This window comes from Sporolactobacillus shoreae, from assembly GCF_004684935.1.
In the GTDB taxonomy this organism is placed as follows: domain Bacteria; phylum Bacillota; class Bacilli; order Bacillales; family Sporolactobacillaceae; genus Sporolactobacillus; species Sporolactobacillus shoreae.
This window is the reverse complement of the sequence record NZ_SRJD01000027.1, coordinates 1-13,276: the sequence shown is the minus strand read 5'-3', so window position 1 is coordinate 13,276 and position 13,276 is coordinate 1. Positions and strand designations below refer to the sequence as shown.

16 protein-coding genes are annotated in these 13,276 nt (G+C 39.1%); 5 read left to right on the top strand and 11 right to left on the bottom strand.

The features are described 5' to 3' along the window. Window positions 1-36 precede the first annotated feature (36 nt). Together E4665_RS16005 and E4665_RS16000 are read left to right on the top strand one after the other, a co-directional pair. On the top strand, window positions 37-1,191 hold the full coding sequence (locus E4665_RS16005; protein ID WP_135349811.1) for an aminotransferase-like domain-containing protein: 1,155 nt from the start codon (window positions 37-39) through the stop codon (window positions 1,189-1,191). Window positions 1,192-1,258: 67 nt separating this feature from the next. Then, window positions 1,259-2,452 (top strand): MFS transporter, encoded by a 1,194-nt coding sequence (locus E4665_RS16000; protein WP_135349810.1) that lies wholly within the window; start codon window positions 1,259-1,261, stop codon window positions 2,450-2,452. Between the two features lie 348 nt (window positions 2,453-2,800). Here E4665_RS16000 and E4665_RS15995 read toward each other — a convergent pair whose 3' ends face one another. Then, window positions 2,801-3,640, bottom strand: a complete 840-nt coding sequence (locus tag E4665_RS15995) for an alpha/beta fold hydrolase (protein WP_135349809.1) — start codon at window positions 3,638-3,640, stop codon at window positions 2,801-2,803. Window positions 3,641-3,794: 154 nt separating this feature from the next. Beyond that, entirely contained in the window at window positions 3,795-4,271 is a 477-nt protein-coding gene (locus E4665_RS15990; RefSeq protein WP_277752231.1) for a WYL domain-containing protein, read from the bottom strand. An 86-nt stretch (window positions 4,272-4,357) separates the two neighbouring features. Here E4665_RS15990 and E4665_RS15985 point away from each other — a divergent pair, with 86 nt between their 5' ends. Then, window positions 4,358-4,597, top strand: a complete 240-nt coding sequence (locus E4665_RS15985; protein WP_135349807.1) for a VOC family protein — start codon at window positions 4,358-4,360, stop codon at window positions 4,595-4,597. Between the two features lie 252 nt (window positions 4,598-4,849). Here E4665_RS15985 and E4665_RS15980 read toward each other — a convergent pair whose 3' ends face one another. From E4665_RS15980 to E4665_RS15955, 6 genes are all read right to left on the bottom strand, one after another. Continuing rightward, the gene (locus E4665_RS15980; protein WP_135349806.1) at window positions 4,850-5,335 is read right to left on the bottom strand and encodes a GNAT family N-acetyltransferase; all 486 of its coding nucleotides are present in this window, start codon (window positions 5,333-5,335) and stop codon (window positions 4,850-4,852) included. A 240-nt stretch (window positions 5,336-5,575) separates the two neighbouring features. After that, entirely contained in the window at window positions 5,576-6,058 is a 483-nt protein-coding gene (locus tag E4665_RS15975) for an HXXEE domain-containing protein (RefSeq protein ID WP_135349805.1), read from the bottom strand. A 77-nt stretch (window positions 6,059-6,135) separates the two neighbouring features. Then, the gene (locus E4665_RS15970) at window positions 6,136-6,786 is read right to left on the bottom strand and encodes an HAD family hydrolase (protein WP_135349804.1); all 651 of its coding nucleotides are present in this window, start codon (window positions 6,784-6,786) and stop codon (window positions 6,136-6,138) included. A 292-nt stretch (window positions 6,787-7,078) separates the two neighbouring features. Continuing rightward, complete coding sequence (locus tag E4665_RS15965; protein WP_135349803.1) at window positions 7,079-7,606, bottom strand: hypothetical protein; 528 nt, start codon at window positions 7,604-7,606, stop codon at window positions 7,079-7,081. A gap of 46 nt (window positions 7,607-7,652) precedes the next feature. Then, entirely contained in the window at window positions 7,653-8,165 is a 513-nt protein-coding gene (locus E4665_RS15960; protein WP_135349802.1) for a GNAT family N-acetyltransferase, read from the bottom strand. Between the two features lie 65 nt (window positions 8,166-8,230). Beyond that, window positions 8,231-8,827, bottom strand: a complete 597-nt coding sequence (locus E4665_RS15955; protein WP_135349801.1) for a GNAT family N-acetyltransferase — start codon at window positions 8,825-8,827, stop codon at window positions 8,231-8,233. Between the two features lie 159 nt (window positions 8,828-8,986). On the opposite strand from E4665_RS15955, the gene E4665_RS15950 reads away from it, so the two are divergent. Both E4665_RS15950 and E4665_RS15945 read left to right on the top strand, forming a co-directional pair. Beyond that, window positions 8,987-9,670 (top strand): GntR family transcriptional regulator, encoded by a 684-nt coding sequence (locus E4665_RS15950; protein WP_135349800.1) that lies wholly within the window; start codon window positions 8,987-8,989, stop codon window positions 9,668-9,670. Then, window positions 9,667-10,581 (top strand): DMT family transporter, encoded by a 915-nt coding sequence (locus tag E4665_RS15945; protein WP_135349799.1) that lies wholly within the window; start codon window positions 9,667-9,669, stop codon window positions 10,579-10,581. Before E4665_RS15950 ends, E4665_RS15945 begins: the two co-directional genes overlap by 4 nt. A 370-nt stretch (window positions 10,582-10,951) precedes the next feature. Here the strand turns inward: E4665_RS15945 and E4665_RS15940 are convergent, their stop codons facing one another. The 3 genes from E4665_RS15940 to E4665_RS15930 all read right to left on the bottom strand — a co-directional run. Next, window positions 10,952-11,755: a MerR family transcriptional regulator gene (locus tag E4665_RS15940; protein ID WP_135349798.1), complete on the bottom strand. Its 804-nt coding sequence runs from the start codon at window positions 11,753-11,755 to the stop codon at window positions 10,952-10,954. Window positions 11,756-11,934: 179 nt separating this feature from the next. Continuing rightward, on the bottom strand, window positions 11,935-12,561 hold the full coding sequence (locus E4665_RS15935; protein ID WP_135349797.1) for a GyrI-like domain-containing protein: 627 nt from the start codon (window positions 12,559-12,561) through the stop codon (window positions 11,935-11,937). A gap of 309 nt (window positions 12,562-12,870) precedes the next feature. Then, window positions 12,871-13,276, bottom strand: a 406-nt coding sequence (locus tag E4665_RS15930; protein WP_206663593.1) for a flavin reductase, incomplete at its 5' end; no start/stop codon positions are given.

The following is a 13,276-nucleotide window of genomic DNA, read 5'->3' as shown; positions in this document are numbered from 1 at the left end:
AGCACAACAAATGGGCAAGAGGAGAGGATTATGTTGATGGAAATAAAATTTTCAGAGCGCGCAAAACAGGTTTCAAATACAGCAACACGTGAAATATTAAAAGTTACTGAGAAACCGGAAATCATTTCTTTTGCTGGTGGGCTTCCGGCACCTGAACTCTTTCCGGTCGAAGAAATCAAGGCAGCCTGTGAAGCTGTCCTCAATGAATCCGGCGAACAGGCTCTACAATACAGTACGACTGAGGGCTATCTTCCGCTTCGACAAGCGATCGCTGATCGAATGGAAGCAATCGGAATTGAGACAACTACGGACAATCTCTTAGTCATTACAGGATCACAACAAGGTCTTGACTTAACCGGCAAGCTGTTTCTGGATGAAGGCGATACAGTCATCTGCGAAAGTCCGACGTATCTGGCAGCAATTAACGCATTCAAAACGTACAATCCGAATTTTGTTGAAGTGCCTATGGATGAGGAAGGCATGATCATGGAAGAGCTTGAACAAACCCTTCAAGCTAGTCCGGCTGCGAAATTCATTTACACAATACCGGATTTTCAAAACCCGACAGGCCGGACGATGAATTTAGAGAGACGAAAGAAAATGGTCGAGCTGGCTAATAGATACAATATGATTATCGTTGAGGACAATCCATATGGTGCCGTTCGGTTTGCCGGAGAAGCGCTCCCACCTGTGAAACATTTTGATACGGAAGGCCGTGTGGTTTATCTGAGCACATTCTCTAAAATCTTTGCGCCGGGTCTGCGTTTGGGATGGATCTGTGCGAATAAGGCTCTCCTTGAAAAGTACGTTGCATTCAAGCAGGCGGCTGATCTGCATACAGATACTTTCGCCCAAAGAATCACAGCCAAATATATCGAACTGTTTGACATGGAAGCACATATACAGAAAATCAAAGCCGTCTATCTGTCTCGGCGTGAGAAAATGATGGAATGTATCAAATCTTTTTTCCCAAAGGAAATCAGGCACAGCGCTCCTGAAGGCGGTCTGTTCATTTGGATTGAGCTCCCTGAACAGATTGATTCACAAGATCTTTTTGATGAGTGCCTGAAAAATAATGTGGCCTTCGTGCCGGGAAAACCGTTCTTCCCAAATAGCGCCAGGAACAATACATTTAGATTGAATTATTCCAACATGCCTGAAGATCGTATTGTTAAAGGAATGAAGCCTTAGATGAAACGATATTTAATTAATCCCATTCAAAAGTTCATTGAGTTCTACTTAATCGGAGGTCTTCAATTTGATTGTTAAGAGGAGTCACCTGCCGTCTTTAAATAGGCTAGTGCTCATTCTGGGTTTTTCAGGCTTCGTTTCAGCGGCAAACAGCTGGTTTGTTTCACCGGTGTTGCCTGCAATGGCAAATAGTTTTGGCATATCTATTGCCCAGGCCGGTGTTATTCTGACCGCCTATATGATGCCTTATGGGATCATGCAGCCGGTTTATGGATTTTTCAGCGACCGCTACAGCAAGTTAAAAACGCTAAAAATCATTGATTATGGTCTTGCCGTTGGCACATTGGGATGTGCGCTTTCTCAATCACTGTTCGTACTGTCCACTCTTAGAGTGATTACCGGTTTTTTCGCAGCCGGAATCATTGCTGTTTCTCTGGGCCTTATAGGAGATACAGTTCCGAGCGGTTATCGGCAAATTTTTGTCGGTAAATTCATGGCCATTGTGTCTCTGGGGCAAGGAATTAGCGCGGTACTAGGTGGCTTCTTTGCAACTTTTATGAATTGGCATATCGCGTTCCTCTTCTTTGGTCTGCTTACGTTAGCATCTGCCGTTTTGTTGCAGCAATTACCAGATCGTCCGCCTGTTGCAGTAGAGGGAAATTTCCAGAGAGAATTAAAAAGTGTCGTTGTCTCTCCAAAGGGAAGGGTTATCTTTCCATTTGCCCTATTCACTGGTTTTTTACTTCTAGGTATGTACGGCTATATTGGATCTTTTCTGAACAGTAGACTAGATCTCAATTACTTACAAAGTGGTTTCATTGTTATGTTTTTTGGTTTATCATCTCTAACCGCAAGTATGCTTGTCGGAAAATTCATCAATAATTTGGGACGAGCAGGTACGGTGCTGTCCGGCAGTTGTTTCGGATTATGTTCGGGATTACTGCTCACTTTGTTTCCGGGTTGGCAAACGGCTATACTTGCTACAGTTAGTCTAGGATTTGGTTGTATTCTCGTCCAATCAACGCTTGCAGCTATGGCGTTTGACATATCACCCCAAAGTACCGGCTTGTCTTCCGGATTGATTGGTCTATGCTTGTTCGGTGGTGGTGGAATCGGCACGACTTGTGCTGGAGTTATTCTTTCGTATAAAGGGTTCGAAACTCTTTGGCTGTTTTTTTCTTTAGGAATTCTCTGTTTCATCGCTCTACAAATATTAATTAGCTGGAATTCTGTTTTTCAAAAGAAGAGAAGTCAGCATTAAAATATGTTAAAAAATCAGCCGCCTTAGATTGGGTCCGATAGGGGGCACCTAATTCCTTAATCCATTTAAGCAACAATTCCATGTTATTGACTTGAAAACTCGGCAAGCAGTTATGGCCCCAAACGTGTTTTTCATTTACTTTTGAAGGATTAAATAGCAAAGCCTGTTATGCTCAAAATTAAAAATACTAAAAATGGTGTCTTTCTTCACTCACTTTTTGATCCAATAATAGCTCATAGAAATTTATTGCTCTGTCCATACGCTTAATAGTGTAATGTGCTTTCAGTAATGAATAGCTGTTGCGCGGTAAACATGCACTGCGCAACAAAGATCCTGCATAAACAAAAGTTACACTCCCTTTAAAAATTCATCAAAATAACCGTAGAATTCTTTTTTGTTGCTTAAATGAACATTATGATCCGGTTCCGACATTTCATAAGCCAGATAGCAGGAAACCAGAGACTGCATCTTTATAAAGTCCTCATCTGGAACTGCTTCGTGGCTTTTTGATCGTATTAAGAGTACAGGACACTTTATGCCTGGTAACAGATGATACCAATTTTCATAGTTAGCAATATTGGCAGCCATGGCCTGAGAACTGAACATCATCTTATAACCATCTACAGTCTCAACCAGACTATTCATAAAGTATTGGTAACTTAAATCCGAATCCATTTTTTGTTTAATAAAGCTCATCGCTTCGTTTAAACTTGAGAAAGGTAACGGCCAATCTTTGGTTAACGGATCCCTCAGCTGGTCTAATGGAATATTTTTGTACTCTGTATCTAACGAATAATCTGCAGCAGACTTGTCAAGAATAGCCACACCTTTTATGTACTTGGAATATACCGCTGATAAATAGGCAGCAATTGCCCCACCCATGGAATGGCCAACTAGAATGGCTGAATCTATATTTAAAAAGTGTAAAAGGTCAATAATATCTTCAGCCATTTCTTTTGTCGTATATTTTGATACAGGTTTACTACTTAATCCATGCCCTCTTTGGTCGGGTGCAATTACTCTATATTGTTTTCCATAGTGTTTCATAAAATCCACCCAAGTCTCCGCTCTTCCCCATCGTCCATGAAGGCAAAGAATAGTCGGTCGCCCTTCGGTTTTTGTATCAAAATAAAACATATCAATACCCTTCAACTTTGCAATGTTTCTGTATAACGTTACTGTTTCCATATCTTCACTTCCCGGCCCAAAAAAATAATTTACTAGTTTATAATAGCAAACATTTGTTCGATCATCAATTATTTTATGACGTCAATACTTCTTAATTGTCCGTTATATCCATCTATAGCTCTTTTCTTACAGTTATTGATCAGTAAAGAGTTCTTTATCTCGATAGACCTTTTGAGTTTGACTGCCCATATTTTTTTATAACTTCTGAAATAAGTTTCTCTAACTTTCCCACAAGTTCTGGTGGTTCTTTAATGGTAGCCTTATTACCCAATCCAAGAATAAAGGATGCAAAAAAAGTAAGCTCACGTGCTGTAATGCTGCCGTCTAACCATCCACTACCATCCGCACGAACATGTAAGCTGTTTTTAAGCCAGAGATGTGCCTCGCATTGATTGACGCCTTCTTGTTGGAGCTCTACATATAGCTTTAAATAACTCCCCCCACTTCTCTGCATCAAAGATTCCTTGTTCCCTAAATGAATATTTCGTAAATCAATCGGTTCCCTATTTGTATGATCAAACGTTGCAGAATGCATCTTATCACAGCGGAATATTCTAAAATCATTTCTCAAGAAACAGTAAGCCGGACAATACCATAAACCATTATTGGCATAGATTCCTACAGGCTGGATCGCACGTTCTGTTTTTAAAATATGAAAAAGGGCAAGAAAATCGTATAGCGCATTGCGTTTTAAAATTGGTGGATGGATATAAATTAATGCTCGCAGAGCGACCGGTTGACAATGAAACGGAATACAGTATAGGTAACTCGATAAGTATCATTTTGCAGACAACTAAAAGGGAAATAGCAGGAGCACTATATAAAAAATTAACTCAAGATAGCCGAACAAAAATTATTTCAGCGCTAAAAGAAAATGATTTTAGTAAGGCTTATGCAGTGGTTAAAGATCCCTTTGGAGTTGTATTTCAAATATTTACAACAAATCATGATTTTTAATATCAAAAGAAATTTATTATCCGACCAATTCGTTATGAATTGGCCTTTTTCTTTACTATTTAAATGAATGTTATCTGTTTCTTGATTAATCGGGGAAACGGTCTCTAGACGGCATTTCCATCTTTTTGATTTCATGCTTCTATCATTAACAGCACCGTGGAGTCAAAGAGACAGTAACGTACCAGTTTCAGTTTAATAGCGTCGACTTCTTCTCTTACGCTATAGTCACATACTCTGCCACATTGTCACTCCTCAAATCAAACTTAAGTTCAAAATAAATATTTTTCCATTTTCCCCCATGATTCTTCGACCTGTATCAATGAATCCAATTTTTTCATATAACTTCTGTGCTCTAAAATTCTTATAATTCACCCCTAAAACAACTTCATCACATTCTCCAAAATTATCTCTTACAAATCTTTTTAATTGACTCAAACCCCTCTTGGCAAAACCTTTTCCCTGTTCTGAATAATTAACTGAGAAGTCCATTAAAAGTAAAGCGTTGGGATTATTTGTATGTTTATATATAAAATTATCTGCATAGAGCACAAAAAAACCGACAGCTTTTTTGTTCGCTGTAATGACAACAGGATATCTATCTATTTTTAGCGACGCTGTCTCTAAAGCCTCAATTGGCAAAGGAGAATATTTTTGTTGATGACTTGGTAATGTAAAATGCTTGATACTTTCCTCATATTCTTGTTTATAAAAATCTAATGTTACACCAAGTTCAGGCAATTGAAGTGTCTCCTCTCAACTTTGAGTATTTCGCAGTATCCGTCAACCATGCAATAGGATGTGCTTTCTCTATTATCACTGATCAGCACGAAATACTCCTAATCATAAGGATAATAGTGTATCGGTTCCATTCTGTATTCTCTTATGTTAATTATAATCCTTGTTGAATTGGACAACGCTGCACCCGTTAAAAGGAGAATAATAATACCACAAAATAAATGATGTACGGCACAACAAAAATTATTGAAGTAACCTTGCAGAAAGTTTAAACATTACAGGAATAAGTAAGATCATAGCTATCGACATGATTAGGGTCCCAATAATTAAACCGCTGACTGAAATTAAATGATTGTGAAAGGCTCTCACAATAAGGATTGTATGAATGGGCAGAATCAATAAGAGTCCAGTCATTAAACCCGGAGAATACCGCCTCTCTACAATCGTTGAGAGTGCATGTGGAAAAATAACGTTGATCATCATTGCCACTACATATCCGAAATAAGCATATTTAAATAATGAATTGTCGGGGTAAAAAATGAACATAGAAGTAACAAAGTAAGCAACTGCTGTTACTGCAATGACAGCAAACAGAAACTGATCTTGTTTAACAGCCTGATGAAACCCGAATTTCGAATTCTGAGTCATTCGAATCAACCAAATTCCCTCTTCGGTATTATGAAGGGAAATGGTAAATAAAAATAGGAGAAACATTGATGTTTCCAAAATAATCAAACTCCGTTTGTCTATGAATTGACTGCGTTGTGATATACTTCTTCTCCGCAATTAAAAGAAAATACATCTTATAAATAATTCAGTACTTCGTTTAATTTTTTTACTTCACCGTATGGCATGCAATTTTGGAGCCCCTTTTTTGATTGCCGATTAACCCAAATTCTTCTCCAATTCATTCTTTGCGCCGGGACCATATCCCACCAAAAACCAGCAGCTATGTGTACGTGGCGATTACTTGATAATTTATCTTGAACCTGTTCAAAAAAACTTATTTGGGGCTTATAAGCATGTAAATCTTCAGCAAGATAGATCGCATCGAAGTCATGTTCAAGTGATGCTAAGTTATACCTCATAATATTCCAGTCCGAGTTTGACATGATCGATGTTTGATAGCCTTTGGATTTCAATACTTTCAATGTATCGATTACTTCAGGAAATGGAGAAAGTTCTTTATGTACCTTGATTAATCGCTCATATTGATCGGTTAGATTTCCAACGCTTAATTCCATCTCGCAGTATTGCAGGGCCTTATATATAATGTCACTATATACAGTAAATAATCCTTCGCCATACATTAAACGTTCTTCAAAATTGCCATATGTATTGACCAGCAATATTTTATTAATTCCGCTTTCTATGGCAATTTTCCCAATCTCTTCCCAGAAAGCTGAAGTGTCAATTAGTGTTCCATAACAATCAAAGGTTAATAGATCCGACATTTTAAACACCACCAACTCAGTTTATTCATTTTGTTTTTAAAATTAGACGGGGCTATTCAGGAACAATCGTCATTAATCGGATCATTGTAGTCTCCTTGTAATAAATATTACTTTTGCATCTGTTGAACTCCTCATAAATTAAATGTGAAGTAATGATTAAATTGCAATAATTTAAGGACTATAAAGCTTCTCTTCTTATCTCACAGTATCCGTGTTCCAAGCAGCAAATGCGGGCACAAAATACAAAATAGTTCCTTCTCCTCCACAGTTAAAGTGCAGACATTTTGTTATTTTATTTTTTCTCCAAATAATAGAATATGTTCGTTCCTTCCACATAATTGAGTTTTACATTTTTTTGACTGATTTGATCCCATATTTGATTAACGTGGGTCTGGCTGCGCCCGAATAAAAGAATATAACTCTGGTTCCCAATTTTCAAAACTAAGCCGGGATTCAATGCTTTTCCATTTGGAATTCCTGATGGATAGCTAAATGCAGCACCAGCATTATTGGCAAGATCAGTATACTGATGGTTTTTTTCCCTTATTTCAATCATCATAAAACCTTCACCCATACGTTTGCTTCTGAAATAAGCCGGAATAATTTTAATTCCATTTTTGTTGAAGCCTGTCCCATTTACGAATGTAAGCTTACTGGAAGATTGTGACTTTTCTGCATGCTGAATGGCCGCTTTTTCGGTTTTAAACCAAACCTGATCATCTGGTTTAACTGAGTTAACTGATTGTTTATTTAAATAAATAAAAACAACAACAATTAGTAGTACAAGGATCAGACTAAATATAATGTTCAGTCTTTTCAATGCTAATGCCCCCTTAGATATCCAGATGATACAGGTTTAAAAAGCTTCAATGATTCATGATCACATACCTGAATAAATCAGCGTGTTCTTCTTCATCATATAGAGTGCCAAGTAGTCTTCCTCCATTTTTTTCAATGATTCTTTTAGAAGGCTCGTTATCTGTTCTGCATGTGATGATGACTTTTTGCAGCCCCAATTTTTGGGCTTCTGCCAAAGCCAATTTCAGGATTAGCGAACCATATCCTTTTTTTCGGTGCTGCGGCGCAATATCATAGCCGATATGTCCGGCACTTTCTACTTCCTGATGCCTTATTCTAACTACGCCAACAACCTGATCATGATCAATCAGCCAGAAGGTTGACGCGGCAACCCAATCTTCCGGTATATTTATATTGTTGGCTGCATTTCTTAAATCAGTTAAAAAATCATCAAAATCGTCTAAGGCCCTACCGTACATACTGAAATAAACAGCGTCTTCTGAAGTGTCTCTATAGCTGTTAGCATAGTTTTGAAAACTAGATCTATAGTCTTTGCTTGGTTCATCCAGGTATGGCTTCATCTTCAATCACTCTTTTCGATCACAGTATCCGTCTTTTCGTAGAATGCAAGCTACAAAATACAAAACTATTTAAGAATATCTTTCTGGAATCCTTCCGGATGCATCTGATTCCATTCTTCTCTCAGAACGCCATAGCCGATCGAATCATAGTATCTGCCGTCAACAATCCTAGCCTTTCTGAAACAGGCTTCTTTTGTGTAACCCAGTTTTTCTGCCAATCGCATCATGCCAAAATTTCCTGACCATGTTCTTAAATCCACACGTACAATTTGCGGCATGGCGTTGAAAAGATACTCCGTCCATAACCCGAACGCTTCAAATCCTCGTCCGTTTCCCCAATATTCAGGATCAAAAATCGCTATTCCGGCACACAGCCAGTTTGTCTCCTGGCTTTCCCAGTACCAGCTCACTCGGCCCAGGAGCTGATCCGTATCCAAATCTGCGATGGCTAAGTCATCTCGCGGCACCTCTAAAGTGTTGGTCTTTATTTTTGTGCACAATGCGTCGACAAGCTGAATGACCTCATCCTTAGACATTCGGGGATAATAGGGTCCGTCAAATTTTTGCCAGGCTTGTCCGGGTTGTCTCCAGAAGATGTAATCCTCTGCGTCTTTCAGTCTCCAATCACGGATAACAATCTGTTTCCCCTCAAAGTGAAGCATTTGGTTACCACCTTATTTTTTCTTCTTTCTATTGTTCATTATAAGCTACTCATTACTAATATTCGGAATCATTTTTAACCTGGAAATACGTATTGTTCAAAGTATTAAACTCTTTTATAATATATGTATGCAATATATCACACTGAAGGAGGACAAATGATGCCTATACCTCAAAACATCTCCACACCCATTCGACTGTTGGCAAAAGATAAGGCATTCAATCAATTACAACAGTGGATCTTAGATGGAACGCTTGAACCGGGTGAACAAATATATGACTCGGAAATTTCAAAGGCTTTAGGTATCAGCCGCACGCCGATCCGCGAAGCCTTACAATTGCTAGAGGTTCAAGGCTTTATTGAAATGCGGCCTGGAAAAGAAACACGGGTAACCAAGATAAATAAAGAAGATGCCTTAAAAATTTATCCTCCGCTGGCTTCGTTACACGCATTGGCTGCTGAAGAAGCGGCCAAAATCATTACTGCGGAACAAATTGAAAAATTGAAAAACATCACAAGTGACTATGAACAGCTCATCGATCATCAGGAGTCGTTTAAAGCGATCGAAAGCGATGAAAAGTTTCATAACGCTATCGTTGAGCTGGCAGATAATCCATACATTACGGACTTCTCCTCAATTCTGCAATTACATATCCGACGTTTTAAATTTGTATTTCTAAAAAGGGACCCCATCATTGTGAAAGAGTCGCTGAAAGAACATCGAGCACTAATCCAGGCTTTCGAGATACATGATACCAAGCAAGCAGCGGCTATCATGAAACAAAATTGGTTAAGACCCATGAAAGAAGTTTATCATTTTCTCGTTGGGGAAACAGAATCATGAGCCGAGAGAAGCGATGGCTTGCTGACTTGTCTTTACTTTTTATTGCAGTCGTATGGGGTTCCAGTTATCTTATAACAAAAGTAGTGTTAACCGACATTCCGGTTTATCCCTTTCTTTTTATCCGCTTTCTGCTTACGGTCGTCATTATGGCCAGCTTAACATGGAGAAAACTCGTGAAGGCCACCAAACAAACATGGCTGTCCGGTATCATTTTTGGTTTGTTTCTTGCGGCCATTTTCTCATCCGAAACATGGGGCATTAATTTTACGTCAGCTTCTAATGCCGGCTTCCTGATCAGCTTATTCGTGATATTTACCCCGTTCGTCGAATCTGTTATGTCTCACAAAAGACTTCAAGCCGGTATTTTAGGAGTGGTCTTACTGTCTGTCATCGGAACTTTCTTACTGACGATGAAAAATGGTTATCACTTCAATATTGGTGATGTACTGATACTTCTCGCCGCCTTTTTACGCGCTGTTCAAATGTCGGTCACACAAAAAATGACTCAAGGAAAAGTTATGGATTCCGGAGCGCTGACGACCATACAGCTGGGCGTAGTCGCCATCATTATGGGAATTTTATCTCTGTCCACAGATCGTTTTCCTTCTTGGACGATTACCCATTCGGTGGTGTTTTGGCTGTTGACCGCTTATCTCGCCCTATTTTGTACACTGTTCGCCTTTTACATTCAGCTGACCATGATCAGGCGAACCTCTCCGACACGGGTCGGGCTTTTGACGGGAACAGAGCCGTTATTCGCAGCACTTTTTGCCGTACTATTAGGCGGCGAACGGCTGTCCCCGCAGGAATGGCTCGGCGGACTTCTTATTGTTGCATCGACCTACTTTGGCCGGCATGTGGAAACAAGCAGTCGTTTAAAGAAAGCATATTCTTCTGAAGAAAATGCTTAAGTTAATGGATGTTTCAGATACAGTTGAATTAATAACACAATCCTGTAATTCGTCATATTTCGATGAGATTCGGAGTAACTTTTGCCGGATTAGGAGCAACTCTTCATGGGTTAGGAGCGACTTTTCCCTGATTAGGAGCAACTCTTCATGGGTTAGGAGCAACTTTTCCCTGATTAGGAGCAACTCTTCATGGGTTAGGGGTAACTTTTCGCGAATTAGGAGCAACTCGAAGCTCCACCTTCTGAAGAATTATTCATTTCTCCTTATATTCTCAAGAAATCCGGTCCATTGCCATCAGACGCTATGAAAAAAAGTGGGTTGGCTTTCAGAATAAGGAAAACTTTGAAGATCTAATAACGGCCCATCAATTTCACGCATCTCCGTTGATTGGTATCATTACTTCAGTTATAAAATGATTGGGATTGCCTGTAAATATCCTGCCTGGCCCCTTCAGGAAAACCGTTCTTGACGGAATACCGCACAGCAGATTTTCACGGATAGCATAATCAATCATCGCCTTATAGGCCTGATTCAAGTGTTCATAGGGACCTTTATGCGTGGTGCAGATCGCTTTGATCGCCGGCAATTCCCGAATGACAAGATCCCGGGCCGAAACGGGACGGATAATCGGCACACACACCTCGATATCCGCGATTTCACTGTAATCCGGATCATAGTAGCAGCATATCGGTTGTCCTTTAACATTATCCTTGAGCACATCATAAATTCTACAAATATAATCGCCTATATCACTATAACTGCCTTGATACCGCATGGAAGCAACAGTCATCGGCTCAATCGTTCGAATGACGATTTGGTAATCATGGCTAGCAGCAATGGCTTTCTTTGGTGCTGTGCTTTGACTGATTTCTTCAACCAGGGCTTGCTCTTTTAAAATTTGACGTTCAATCAAAATCTTTTTCTCTTCTAGAAAATACGATAAATCATCAGCCATTTCACAGTGGTTCAGAACATCTTTCATTTCAGAAATTGAAAATTCAAGACTGCGTAACAAAAGAATAAATTGAGCCTTCTGAAAATCTGAATCGTTATAATATCGGTAACCATTCTCTTCATTTCGATAGGACGGATTCAAAAGATTCTGTTCGTCATAATACCTCAACGCTTTAATCGTAAGGTTGGTAATTTTGGAAAATTGTCCTATTTTATACAACGATTCATTTCCTTTCTTATTCATGCCTATGGTCATATTACGAATCAAAATGCCGTTGAAGGATTCGCAGCAATCATCCACGCACTGCTTTAGTGAAAAATGAAGATAAAGGAACAGCATCCTATCAAAATTCAGGCTTCATTTACAGCAACGTAACAAGTAGTTTTATTGTAGTGCGATTATTTCTCTGTCGCCTGGACTTGAAACCGAAGAACTGTTTTGCGTTTATCTGCTTCAACCTTTCGAGGATCCGACAGATAGATTTCCCGATGCGTCTTTGATAGTCGCTTATAGCCATTTTCCTCACAATAATGAGACATTATGATAAAGCTAGATGGTTCGTCATCATAACTGCCCTTATGAAGCATCTGGCAGCATAAACCTTCGTTTATCGGGATAAATCTCGCCTTATCCAGAAAAGGATTGGGCTTTTTCTTTTTTGTTTCGGATAAAAACCGGTCAAATAATTCAGCCGTCAGAAAGTCAGGCTGCCGGATCATCAATTGATATTTTAAATTACTTTTAACAGTAGCCGGTAAGGTTTTATCCACCAGATCCCAAACTCCCTCAAGCGGAAAAACGGTGTAATCATAATAATTTTTGGGAACATCTTTGCTTTTATAGGACATTCTCACCGCATAACTGAGCGCGTAAATTGCGGCTGTCGCTTGAGCAAATGCTTCACCGTTGGGATCGCCGTTACCTTCAATCATAATAAAATTGATCGCAGGTATGTTTCGAATTACAGGTTGTTGCTTGGGTAGATATAAATCCTTGAAGTCCTTTTTGTAATCCACTTTATCCATAGCCACATATCCTCCCAATCGTTGATATAAGAATTAACAATTCTTTTATAAACAGATTTATATTTTCACCATACAGATAGTGAGCCCACAAAACCATGGCTTATCAACAATCTGCACTGTGCTCCCCCCCTCAACTATGAATGATAAATGATACCCCGCACAGGAGAGTCAAGAATAAGTGATCATAAAAAACACCCGTTATGCACGCATTTACTGCTCCGGTTCCTTCTCAGCGCTGACGGTTAACACATTTTCACAGAAGAGACCTTTATTACGTGACCATTCGATCCTTAAAATCCTTAGGGTTTATCAATTAACAACTTTAGAGTAGCCAACCGAGCCAATCTTTGTTCCAAGCTTATAATAATTTCCGGGAGCATAGATTAATGGATCGATAGCATTTAAATCAATTTTTCCATATGTAGTGTCTTCTATAACGTTATCTACCTGTATATTCTTGATTTCGCTTATGTATATGCAGCAGTGATCTTGGGGAACGGTTTTAACAAGTGAACACTCATACACCCACGGAGATTTCTCTAATATAGGGACGTCTAAAACTGAACCATTTGTACATATAGCCCCTATTGTAATTGTCAATTGAAAAATCCCCCACATCGTCATTAAAAATTCCCCCACCTTATATTTGATTAAGCAGGGAAATTGAAATCCAAAAGTTAAAACGGATCTAATCCCAGTTGAAGATTTTCCCTTT

Bases quoted from the DNA above. Each gene is read 5' to 3' on its own strand.
- E4665_RS16005 (WP_135349811.1), top strand. From the start codon at position 37: ATGGAAATAAAATTTTCAGAGCGCGCAAAACAGGTTTCAAATACAGCA.
- E4665_RS15995 (WP_135349809.1), bottom strand. From the start codon at position 3,640: ATGGAAACAGTAACGTTATACAGAAACATTGCAAAGTTGAAGGGTATT.
- E4665_RS15985 (WP_135349807.1), top strand. From the start codon at position 4,358: ATGCTCGCAGAGCGACCGGTTGACAATGAAACGGAATACAGTATAGGT.
- E4665_RS15970 (WP_135349804.1), bottom strand. From the start codon at position 6,786: ATGTCGGATCTATTAACCTTTGATTGTTATGGAACACTAATTGACACT.
- E4665_RS15960 (WP_135349802.1), bottom strand. From the start codon at position 8,165: ATGAAGCCATACCTGGATGAACCAAGCAAAGACTATAGATCTAGTTTT.
- E4665_RS15955 (WP_135349801.1), bottom strand. From the start codon at position 8,827: ATGCTTCACTTTGAGGGGAAACAGATTGTTATCCGTGATTGGAGACTG.
- E4665_RS15950 (WP_135349800.1), top strand. From the start codon at position 8,987: ATGCCTATACCTCAAAACATCTCCACACCCATTCGACTGTTGGCAAAA.
- E4665_RS15945 (WP_135349799.1), top strand. From the start codon at position 9,667: ATGAGCCGAGAGAAGCGATGGCTTGCTGACTTGTCTTTACTTTTTATT.
- E4665_RS15935 (WP_135349797.1), bottom strand. From the start codon at position 12,561: ATGGATAAAGTGGATTACAAAAAGGACTTCAAGGATTTATATCTACCC.